The 11,456-nt window shown below is 40.7% G+C and carries 9 protein-coding genes and 1 tRNA gene; 5 read left to right on the forward strand and 5 right to left on the reverse strand.

Translation table 11 applies throughout. From position 1 onward, the window contains the following. Window positions 1-162 precede the first annotated feature (162 nt). The 5 genes from RMY63_RS40080 to RMY63_RS40100 form a co-directional block, all read right to left on the reverse strand. Window positions 163-239: transfer RNA gene (locus tag RMY63_RS40080), tRNA-Met, on the reverse strand. A gap of 47 nt (window positions 240-286) precedes the next feature. Then, a complete protein-coding gene (locus tag RMY63_RS40085; protein ID WP_322733991.1) occupies window positions 287-1,240 on the reverse strand; it encodes an asparaginase in 954 nt (317 codons plus the stop codon). Between the two features lie 130 nt (window positions 1,241-1,370). Further along, window positions 1,371-1,871, reverse strand: a complete 501-nt coding sequence (locus RMY63_RS40090) for a CGLD27 family protein (RefSeq protein ID WP_322733992.1) — start codon at window positions 1,869-1,871, stop codon at window positions 1,371-1,373. Further along, window positions 1,868-2,326 carry a ribosome silencing factor gene (rsfS, locus tag RMY63_RS40095; protein ID WP_322733993.1) on the reverse strand — a complete coding sequence of 153 codons (459 nt, stop codon included), beginning with the start codon at window positions 2,324-2,326 and terminating at the stop codon, window positions 1,868-1,870. Before rsfS ends, RMY63_RS40090 begins: the two co-directional genes overlap by 4 nt. 606 nt (window positions 2,327-2,932) lie before the next feature. Continuing rightward, window positions 2,933-4,207, reverse strand: coding sequence for a glycosyltransferase family 4 protein (locus tag RMY63_RS40100; protein WP_322733994.1), 1,275 nt, complete (start codon window positions 4,205-4,207; stop codon window positions 2,933-2,935). Window positions 4,208-4,581: 374 nt separating this feature from the next. Here RMY63_RS40100 and RMY63_RS40105 point away from each other — a divergent pair, with 374 nt between their 5' ends. From RMY63_RS40105 to RMY63_RS40125, 5 genes are all read left to right on the forward strand, one after another. Next, a complete protein-coding gene (locus RMY63_RS40105; protein WP_322733995.1) occupies window positions 4,582-5,754 on the forward strand; it encodes a DNA cytosine methyltransferase in 1,173 nt (390 codons plus the stop codon). Window positions 5,755-6,032: 278 nt separating this feature from the next. Continuing rightward, entirely contained in the window at window positions 6,033-6,713 is a 681-nt protein-coding gene (gene deoC / locus RMY63_RS40110; protein WP_322733996.1) for a deoxyribose-phosphate aldolase, read from the forward strand. Between the two features lie 274 nt (window positions 6,714-6,987). Further along, window positions 6,988-7,914: a DNA repair protein RecO gene (gene recO, locus RMY63_RS40115; protein ID WP_322733997.1), complete on the forward strand. Its 927-nt coding sequence runs from the start codon at window positions 6,988-6,990 to the stop codon at window positions 7,912-7,914. Then, a complete protein-coding gene (locus tag RMY63_RS40120; protein WP_322733999.1) occupies window positions 7,901-9,553 on the forward strand; it encodes an MFS transporter in 1,653 nt (550 codons plus the stop codon). Before recO ends, RMY63_RS40120 begins: the two co-directional genes overlap by 14 nt. A gap of 357 nt (window positions 9,554-9,910) precedes the next feature. Next, window positions 9,911-11,059, forward strand: a complete 1,149-nt coding sequence (locus RMY63_RS40125) for a glycosyltransferase family 4 protein (protein WP_322733998.1) — start codon at window positions 9,911-9,913, stop codon at window positions 11,057-11,059. The last annotated feature ends 397 nt before the right edge of the window (window positions 11,060-11,456 follow it).

The following is an 11,456-nucleotide window of genomic DNA, read 5'->3' on the forward strand; positions in this document are numbered from 1 at the left end:
TCTCTAGTTAACTTTTCGTTACATACTTGAGATTTTTCCCGCCCACTTACTTACTGTACGCGTGTATACTAATTCTAATTTTAAGACTAAATAACTAACAATCAGCATAAAACAAAACCCTGTAATCTTTTTGGAAAACAGGGTTTTGCTGTATGTTCAATTTGGTGGCGGGAAGTGGATTTGAACCACTGACCTTCGGGTTATGAGCCCGACGAGCTACCAGGCTGCTCTATCCCGCGTCGCTCTTGACTTTTCATAGTATAACTCAAAGTCAAGAGTTTGGCAACTACAAAAATGATAATTCTCCAATTACTTCTAAACGCTTGTATTTTCCCAAGGTGACAAATGTTTCTGAGAGGCTTTCGGCGGCGCTGGGACTAATCCACCCCATTTGCTGGAGTAAGTGAATAGCAACAGCATATTTTGCTCGTTTCGCCCCATCCATGACTTTGATTGCCAATCCCAAGCCTTCACCGAGTCTACCAATGCACTGCACTCCTTCGGCACCAGTTTTGCTGACTAGTTCTCCTGGAGTTAAGCGCATCAGTTCTGTATCAAATTCTCCATCTCCTGCGACCATAGCAGGGTGATGAGTCATAGCACGGACAATGCGCTCCATATCCAAGTTGGTACTAGAGGCTAGCAGTGCATATAAAGATGCCATGTGACCGAGTTGCATCAGATAAGTTGGTGCGCCACAGTCGTCATGAGCGCTGATAAATTCTGCTGCTGGCATTCGCAGCAACTCTGCTACCTTGCCCAAAATTAACTGCTGTATTGGGTGCTTGCGATCCAAGTAGTTATTCAAGGGCCAATGGCGTTGCTGACAAACAGCTAACATTCCCGCATGTTTTCCAGAGCAATTGTATTCTAAAGGACTCCGTTTGCCTTCAGGAATTGGACACTGGAGTATAGTCGGGTCAAGATCCGCCCGCCAAAGGATGTTAAATACCTGTCGGACTTGCTCTATTCTTCCTTTATGGGAACTTGTGATAATTGCTAAATCGCGATCGCTGAGTTGATAGCGTTCCAGTGTACCTGTTGTAGTGACAGCGAGTGCCTGAAATGGTTTGAGGGCTGAACGGATAAATGCAGCAGTTTCAGAATTTCCGGCAACAGTTAGAACCCGTCCTCGTTCGTCGCAGACAACAGCTTGGACTATATGCCTGGATTCAATAATACCTTCTCGCAGCAACCGGACTTCCAGTGCTGTGGCTTGAGTTCGTTTTCCCATTGTCATGGGTTTATATTTATTACCTTTTTTAATTAATTAGTCATTGGTCATTAATCCTTTGTCCTTTGTCCTTTGTCCTTTGTTTATTCACTAATGACTAATGACTAATGACTAATGACCAATGACCAAAAACTCTTTAAAACAAATGCCAAACTATAGTACCAATAACATACATTCCCGCCAAGCCAGCAAAGGTAAATTGTAACCGTCGCAGAATGGGTTTGATTTCGTATGAGACAATTAAACGATCGCGGTTGAGAACTTCCTGTGGTTTAGTCCAAGTTTGACCATCATACCAACCGGACTCTTCATAAAATACTGTGGGACTACAAAGGCGATCGCACACGTAGAACCAGCCTAAGTACAACCTCACTAGTATAAGCACTAACCCAACACTTGCTCCGGCTGCACCACAGAGAATAAAATGTGCAATATACTTGTGAGGGGGAAAACTTGCCGCAGCTATCGGCCCTGCAAAAAGCCAAGAGAAACCCCAAATCCAAAGGAGTTTCGTGATATACCCGCGCCAATCTAAAGTGGTATCACGAAACAGCCAGGAAGTTTTTAACTCTTCGTATTCATTCAGCGGTTGTTGGTCTGTAGGAACTGGGCAATTAGAAACCGAAGACCTAATCATGTTGGCTTACCCTCACCCTCATCAGATTCTGGAAGGGAAATACGTTCTGCATGAATCCAGAACGCTTCTAAATTATAAAACTCCCGTTCTTTGGGCATCATGATGTGAACAATCACATCACCATAGTCTTGTAATACCCAACTCCCCTCGGCTTTTCCTTCTGTCCTTAAGGGGCGCCGTTGCAACTCAGTTTCGACTTTTCCTTCAATTGCTTGAGCGATCGCCCTGACCTGTACCTTAGAATAGCCCGTCATCATCACAAAGTAATCAGCCAGGTAAGATACCTCTGCTACTTTGAGCAATAATATCTCACCCGCTTTGCGATCCGATGCCGCAACAGCGATCGTTGCAGCTAATTTTTCGCTCGCCTCTTCGGTTTGGCCGTGGCTTATTACCGCACTCTTAGTCAGTGGGACAGATTGCAATGGGAAATTTCCTTGGAAATAATCAGTCATTAAACCTCAGGTGCTTTCTTCCTTTTGAAACAATTGTTGACATTTACTTACAAACAACAAACAATTGATCTGACAAATGTGTCAATAGGTTTTTTTGAATACTAACAAAAAAACAGGTGTCTATGGGCCTAGTTTGATAATTGGCTGTTTAGATTTTGATATCCGCAAGAGCTGATTGCTGATGATTATTGTGCAGCGATAAATCAACCAATAGCTTTCCGGCAGGAATTGACAGCGAAAATAATCGCAGATTCATCAAACAGTATAGTAATGTAAAGCTAGTAATTCGCAGTTAACTATACATCTACGCTTTATACTGTCTGTCTGCTAAAAATTAGCATACAACACAGCATACTACTGACTAGTCTAGCAAAAATACAATTTTTATACGTATATTATAAGTGCTATTAAATACTTTTCCTTCGATTACCCAAGGGTTGAATGAAGTGAAAGCGTGAGATTCTTAGTTCAACAATCCACCTGAAAACCTGCTTGTCTATCGCTGTATTTTTATTAGTAAAATTAATTACCCTCAATATCTTTTTTTACTTAGATATGAGGGCAAATTGCAATTTCCACAGATGCAACATAACTTTGCTGCAAAGATTAAACTTCTTGTTTTGTAACTATGCCTGTAGACTGAATTGTTCTACGTTCTGCTGTCAATGAATAACACAAGGACTCATACTGATTTAAAGCTTGCTCAAAAGCATATTGCTCAACGGCATATTGGCGACTTTTGTAACCCAGAGTTTTGACTTTTTCGGGGTTTTGGTATAAATCTAAAATTGCCATCGCTAAAGCTTGGGGATCTTCTGGAGGAACGATAACTCCGCCGCCACTTTGCCTAATGGCTCTTGCTGCCGTACCATTATCGGGTACAGAAGCAACTAAGGCCCCTCCACTAGCAAGTAGTACTTGAATTTTTGACGGCATATTGAAGGATACAACATTTTTCTTTTGCACCACTAAACCAATATCTGCAGCTGCTAACATCTGTGGTAAATCTTTCCGGGGTTGAAATGGCAGCAACAACACATTATCTGCGCCGCAGTCTAGACATTCCTGTTGCAATCGCTGTAGACCTTTTGCCTCTCCAACGATGACAAAGACAATATCTGGGATATGGCGCAACGCAGAAGCAGCTTTGACAACGCTTTCTAAGCCTTGGGTTAGGGCAATGTTACCAGAATACAGGACTACAAATTTGCCGTTTAGATTATGTGCTGTGCGGAAAGGGTTATCTTCTTTAGGCAAAGGACGGATGAAATTTACATCAACCCAGTTGGGAATCTGCACAATTTTGTGAGCTTTTACGCCCTTAGATCGCAAATTGTCTACAAACCCATCGGCGATGACGCTAATTTTAGTAGCTGTGCGGTAGGCAAATTTTTCCAATAATGTAAACAACCGGATGAGTAATTTATTTTTCAGTAAACCGACATGGACGGCTGCTTCTGGTAAGATATCTTGTAGATTTAAAATCACAGGACAAGCACGTAACCATCCTAAAAAAGCTACTGGTACACAGCTTGGCAAGGATGGTGATGTTGAGAGAATCACATCTGGGCGCCAACCGATGAGGGCGGGTACAAAGCTAGTGACGACGAAACTAGCATCTAATAACACCCGATCTAATAGGTTGGGTTGTGGACGAATCCAAACGTAACTGCGTTGAATTTGAACGCCATTTTTGTATTCGTTGACATACCATTTGCCCCGATATTCCTGGTAAATTTGCCGCTCAGGGTAGTTGGGCATAGCGGTGACTACACGCACTTCATGCCCACGTTTCACAAGTCCCTCTGCTAATTCAGTCATCAGTGGGGCAATACCAATCGGTTCTGGATAGTAGTTGTAGGAGTAAATTAAAATCCGCATAAAAATTTAGTCTGAAGTACCCCGGCTTTTTATTTAATGACAAATATTTGTCTGGAATATCATTTGGGCTTGTAAACCCCTATATTTAATTGTGACTCCAGACTCTTTTTCTGTCAGGTATTTTCTTTAAAGATTGAGTAAACTTTAAGATGTGATACTTAGGTAAACTATAAAATTTTTATACTATTTAAGCAATCTTCAAATTGTTATTTTTTGATTGTTACTTACGTAGAAGCCCTAAGTATATTAGGTTTTACCAACCCTTCAAACCAAATTGGGATAGTTAGTATTAACTCTCTCTATAAGTGACGCACATAACCCATTTTCCGACAATCTGAATACTAATAATACTTTTTGCTCGTACTAGTAATTCAATGAGCGATCGCCCTTGTATTTTCTCTTTTTTTGCTGGCTCAGGTTTCCTCGATTTAGGTTTTGAAACCAGCGGTTTTAATATTGTTTATGTCAATGAAATCTTCGCCCCATTCATCGCCGCCTATCGCCATTCACGAGAAGTTTTGAAAATGCGATCGCCTGAATATGGATATCATCACGGTGAAGCAGCAGATGTAACAAAACTTATTGTTGGTAAAGAAAAACAATACCTTCAAGAATTAGTCAAGGACTGCCGCAAATCTCATAATATAATTGGTTTCATCGGTGGGCCTCCCTGCCCTGATTTTTCTATTGGTGGAAAAAATAGAGGAAGTTTAGGAGATAATGGTAAACTTTCCGCTTCATATATTGAATTAATTTGCCGCAATCTTCCAGATTTCTTTTTATTTGAGAACGTTAAGGGGTTGTGGAGAACAACAAAACATCGTTTATTTTTTGAATCGCTCAAGCAACAATTACACGAAGCAGGCTATATATTAACAGAGCGATTAATTAATGCTATCGAATATGGTGTACCCCAGGATAGAGAAAGAATTATTCTAATTGGTTTCAAAAATAATTTTCTTCAGGATATAGGAATCAAAATCGGTAGTGAAAAGTTACTAAATGAGGCATATTTTCCTTGGAATAATTATATTTTATCTCCTCAAGAAAAAGTTTTTACTTACCACTGGTGTAAGAGTGAACCATTCCAAGAAAATTCTCTAATACCTTGTCCTGATGGCATACCTGAAGAATTAACAGTTGAATACTGGTTTAGAAAAAATAACGTTCTGAAGCATCCCAATGCTGAAAACTGTTTTCAACCAAGGGCAGGTATCACAAGATTTGCTGCTATTGATGAAGGAGATGATTCTAAAAAGTCTTTCAAGCGTCTGCATAGATGGCGTTACTCTCCAACAGCTTGTTATGGAAATAATGAAGTACATTTACATCCTTACAAAGTCCGGCGAATTTCTGTAGCAGAAGCTTTAGCTATCCAATCTCTGCCTGCAAATTTTGTACTTCCAGAAAATATGTCACTCACTAATATGTTTAAAACTATTGGTAATGGTGTTCCATATTTGGCATCACAGGCATTAGCTCAAACTATTATTAACTTCTTAGGAAATAGTGTAAAAAAACCTGTTGATATTCCTATAGCAATCTGATTTAAAACGTGAGAAAATACGGAGATTAAAAGCACGTATTTATAGGCTTTTCAGCCATTTTTTATATCACAACTGATTTAGGATTGCTATAGTATTACTACTACTTAGCGTTAACTTAAATACTTGTAGTAATTCTGGGATATCTGTAAGGTCAATATTAAAGACAATTCAGCAGCTTGTTTTCAGGATAAACTCGTAATAAATGTGGTTTAATATATGTATAAGAAATGTTTTAATTTTTTATAAAGTTTAATAATCAATCACTGGCAGAAGACACGATGGCAGCAGACTATCCAGACATTGATATTGCGCCATTTATCGATCACTCCCTGTTAACGCCAACGGCTACTCCAGAGCAGGTTGAGCAATGGTGTGAAGAAGCATATAGATTTAACTTTGCGGCGGTTTGTCTGTTCCCTGCTCATGTCAAGCAAGCAGTCGAACTCCTCCACGGTAAAAACCCGAAAGTCTGTACAGTGATAGGCTTTCCTTCTGGTGCAACGACTTCAGCAGTGAAACTGTATGAAGCTCAAGAAGCGGTGGATAGTGGGGCCACTGAGTTGGATATGGTCATCAACTTGGGCTGGTTAAAAGCTGGCAAAACTGAAAAAGTCCACCGAGAGATTGCCGAAATTTGTGAAGAGACTGGGCAAACAATTAAGGTAATTTTGGAAACTAACCTATTGACAGATGCGGAGAAAAAAATAGCTGCTGAAATAGCTATGGAGGCAGGAGCAGCATTCTTAAAAACTAGTACAGGTTGGAATGGTGGTGCAACTGTGGCGGATGTGCGACTTTTGCAAGAATTGGCAAAAGAAAGGGTAGGAATTAAAGCTTCAGGTGGTATTCACACTATCAATCAAGCCCTAGACTTAATCGTAGCGGGTGCTACTAGATTAGGCACATCTCGCGGTATGGATTTGATCCGCCAGCGCGATAACCTGGGAAAGGGTGAATAGTCATTTGTCATTTGTCATTTGTCCTAAGCTAATGACCCTTGACTAATGATTAATAACTATTAATGACTAGTACAACACGGTCTAAAGAAACCACCCATTTCAAATCAATAAAATGCTTATGGTGTATACCTGTTTAACTTTTGACCGAAGAACACTCATGATACAAGCCCCTAAATTTATTTATGGGGATTATTAATTTTGAATTTTGAATTTTGAATTTTGAATTTCCCGAAGGGGTTGACTTCCGCCTTGCGGCACTAGTGACTAATGACTAATGAGTAGAACCTACAAAGCAACTGGTATTAATCTTAAAACCCAGGCGCTAGGAGAATCGGATAAAATAGTGACGATTTTGACACGAGAATTCGGTCTAATTCGAGCCGTGGCTCCAGGGTCACGTAAGCACAACTCCAGCCTGGGCGGTAGGAGTGGAATGTTCGTTGTGAATGAACTATTGATTGCCAAAGGGCGATCGCTTGATAAAATTACTCAAGCACAGACGTTAAAAACCTATCCTGGTTTAGCTAAAGATTTGGGAAAACTGGCTGCAAGTCAATATTTAGCAGAAATAGTTCTGTGTGAAGCTTTGAGCGAACAACCCCAAGAAGAACTTTATGATTTGTTCAATGAACATCTCCATCGTTTAGAGGCGGTGTCAAGTGCAAATCTATCTGGTGTCTTGGCTCATCTGGCTCATGCTGTATTTCACCTTTTAGCTTTAGCAGGATTGACGCCACAAGTGCAAATCTGCTGCCTATCTCAACGTTCCCTAAAGCCAGACTTTACAGACCCCAACTGGCAGGTAGGATTTAGTATCCCAGCAGGTGGAACGGTTTCGTTAGAAGCTAGGGAACGTTTACGAAAAGAGGGGGAGAGGGAGATGAGGACAGACCAATACCCAATGCCCCATGCCCCATGCCCCATGCCCAATGCCCCATTCCCAATGCCCAATGCCCAAACAATTGTTGTGCATCGACAAGAAATACCTGTGATTTCTAGTCGTTTGGGTGCTATGGAACTAGCTTTGCTTCAACATCTTTCACAACCAGAGATAATGCAAATTGATGGTGCTAGAGATCATGACTGGTTATCTGTTGAGCAAATTTTGCGCCAGTATGCTCAGTATCAATTAGGTCGCCCTATCCGCTCTGCTACCTTGATCGACTCTTATTTTGCTGCCAACCATGATGCAACCGTCTGATTTGGATAAAAAAATCCTGCCTTTGTCACCAAGCCTCGCCAAAAAACAGAATAGGGTATCAGATCCTACAGTTAGGAATCATTTGAGTGCTGTTCCCAAGTGTACACCTAGTCAAATAAATGGCCAAGAAATGTCCCCAAAAGATGTTTCTAATAACGATCAAAATTGGACAGCCCAGATCCCAAAAACTGATCTTCCAAGTCAATCAGAAACACAATCTGAGGACAAATTAACCACTGCTGAGGTAGATAGCAATGGCGTTCGCAATGAGCAGAATTTGCCAGTAGCCACTATCCCAGAAAAAGAATTACCGAAATTAGATGGATCTGGTTCAGGTGGAGAAGCTATTGCAGGGAATGTAAAACAGCTAGGATTTTTACCTGTATTGAAAAATCCTAATTTCTTGGCTCTTTGGGGCGGTCAAGTTTTCTCTCAACTAGCAGATAAAGTTTATTTGGTGCTGATGATTGCCTTGATTAATACTCAGTTTCAAGGAAGCAATCAGAGTATTAGTGGTTGGGTATCAGTCTTGATGATGGCTTTTACTATTCCAGCCGTATTGTTTGGTTCTGTTGCTGGCGTGTTTGTCGATCGCTGGTCGAAAAAGGCTGTGCTGGTAGCAACGAATATTTGGCGCGGTATTTTAGTTTTGTCAATTCCCTTCATGCTGTGGTTGACTCATGATTGGAAACCCATAGGATTGCTGCCAGTGGGTTTTGTAATCATCTTGGGTGTGACTTTTTTAGTTTCAACTTTAACGCAGTTTTTTGCCCCGGCAGAACAGGCGGCAATTCCCTTAATAGTAGAAGAACAGCATTTACTCTCGGCTAATTCCCTTTACACAACAACGATGATGGCATCGGTAATTATTGGGTTTGCCGTAGGAGAACCGTTGTTAGCGATCGCTGATGGACTTTGGCTGCAAATTGGTGGTAGTGGTAGTTTGGGCAAAGAACTTTTAGTTGGTGGCAGTTATGCGATCGCTGGACTAATTTTGTTCCTTCTGGCAACTAAGGAAAAACACCACCACCCCGATACAGAATTTCCTCACGTATTTTCTGACTTGCGAGACGGTTTTGCCTATCTCAATGCAAATCATCGCGTCCGCAATGCTTTGCTTCAACTGATTATCTTGTTTTCTGTTTTTGCAGCATTAACTGTTCTAGCCGTTCGGATGGCGGAAATAATTCCCAACATGAAAGCTTCCCAGTTCGGCTTTTTACTAGCAGCTGGCGGTGTTGGTATCGCTGGTGGAGCAACAATTCTCGGTCAATTTGGTCAACGCTTCTCCTATACTCAGCTAAGTCTGTGTGGTTGTATGGGTATGGCAGCATCCCTGATTGGTCTGTCAGTATTTACAACTCATCTGTGGCTCGTCTTGTTACTGGTGACACTTTTAGGTATCTTTGGGGCACTAGTAGGAATTCCCATGCAAACTGCAATCCAAACAGAAACACCTCCAGAAATGCGTGGTAAAGTTTTTGGCTTGCAGAACAATGTAATTAATATTGCCCTCTCCTTACCTTTAGCATTAGCTGGTGTCGCAGAAACCTTTCTGGGATTACAGGTAGTTTTTTTGGGATTAGCTGCGATCGTCTTTTCTGGAGGTATATTAACCTGGTATAACTCCCACAAGTAGTTATCAGCTAACAGGAGTTATTAATTATTACCTTGACGTAATTAATAATTTACTTAAAGCTTTTGTGTTCATGGTAAACTGTTGCCAGTGAAAATTTATCACATACTTGCCGGATATAAATCTGACATTAGTCAGAATAAGTTGTTTAAGTATAATAAATTAACAACTTATAACTAAAATAAATAAAGCCATAAATTCACTAGTTTGATTAGCTGACAAGAAGCTTTTTAGACTAGTAGAAAGTTGTGGAAATTTTTAATAATAAAAAAATCAGCAAGTATAGCTAGATAAAAGAAAAATCACAAAGAACACACAAGTAATAAGATTAAACCTGCTTTTCTTACAGCTAAATAAAGAATGCGTATAGCCTGGATTGGAAAAAAATCACCTTTTTGCGGCAATGTCACCTACAGTCGAGAAATTACAAATGCCTTGCTAGATAGAGGACATCAAGTTAGCTTTCTTCACTTCGCCCAGGAAGAGTCTGAACCTGATAATTGGCCAAATTTTCGAGAGGTTTCCCTACCTTTCATTTACAAGTCCCAGGTTTACACAATTCCCACTTTTAAAGCCACCAAAGTTTTAACCGATTCGCTGCGGGAAATCAAACCAGATGTAGTCCATGCTTCCTTAACGTTATCTCCTCTAGACTTTTTTCTACCGGAAATCTGTGAGGAATTGAGGTTGCCCCTAGTTGCCACTTTTCACACACCGTTTGCTGGCAAGGGAGCAAAGCTGGTATCAGGAACACAACTTTTAGCTTATCAGCTCTACGCACCTTTTTTAGTTAACTACGATCGCGTGATTGTATTTTCCCAAATTCAGCGAGAATTATTGGCCGGGATGGGCGTAAGGGAAGAAAATATTGCCGTAATTCCCAACGGTGTTGATACCACCAAGTATTCTCCAGGACTTTCTCAAATCAAAGCAGAATTTAAAGCTGAACGTTTGTTTGTCTATCAGGGTCGGATAGCGCCAGAGAAAAATGTAGAAGCTCTCCTCCGGGCTTGGAAGCAGTCGGCAATGGCGCCTGGTAGTAAGTTGCTAATTGTTGGTGACGGCCCTTTGAAGTCTTCCTTAGAGCCGTTTTATGGTTCAGAATACGGCATTATCTGGTTGGGATTTGTCGCTAATGAAGACCGACGCATCGAAATTTTGCGGGGCGCAGATGTATTTGTTTTGCCTTCATTGGTAGAGGGTTTATCCCTATCTCTGTTAGAAGGAATGTCGTGTGGGTTGGCTTGTTTAGCTACAGATGTGGGTGCAGATGGAGAAGTATTGGAAAAGGGTGCAGGTGTAGTTATTAGTACCAAAACAGCGCGATCGCAATTAAGAACCCTCTTGCCAGTGTTGCAAGATCATCCAGAGTTAACAACCCTACTGGGGCAAAAAGCTAGACAACGCGTATTAGACCGCTATACCCTTAGTAAAAATATTAGTCTACTGGAAGAACTTTATAAAGGAGTTTTAGCACAGCGGCCTCTACCATTAGGTCGCAGAGCGTAAGAAAAGGGAAGAAGTGCGATCGCACTGTAAATTATCAGATGGCAATAAGTGCGATCGGGTAAAATACAGATACCTTTTAACTAAAAATTCTCTTACCAGTTTTACATCTTTGGGATAAACACTCTGCCACGCAAAATTGAGGAAAGGTTTGGAATTGTACAGTCGATTCAGGGGGAACAGTGAGAGACTTGGATTACTGACAGACGGTAGTGTAGAACTTTTGCTTGGTTGTTCTTCTGGGAGTCGTTGGATATCTTCTGACTTAACTTATGAGTGCTGTGTATCTTTTTTTTCTGGGCAATTATCGGCAAAAATTAATAAATTAGTTAACATGAAATAATAAATAAGTAGCTAGACATGATTAAATATAAAACGCTCAACTGAATAATTACCATTG

The sequence above is a fragment of the Nostoc sp. ChiQUE01b genome, from assembly GCF_034531255.1.
Lineage (GTDB): Bacteria > Cyanobacteriota > Cyanobacteriia > Cyanobacteriales > Nostocaceae > Nostoc.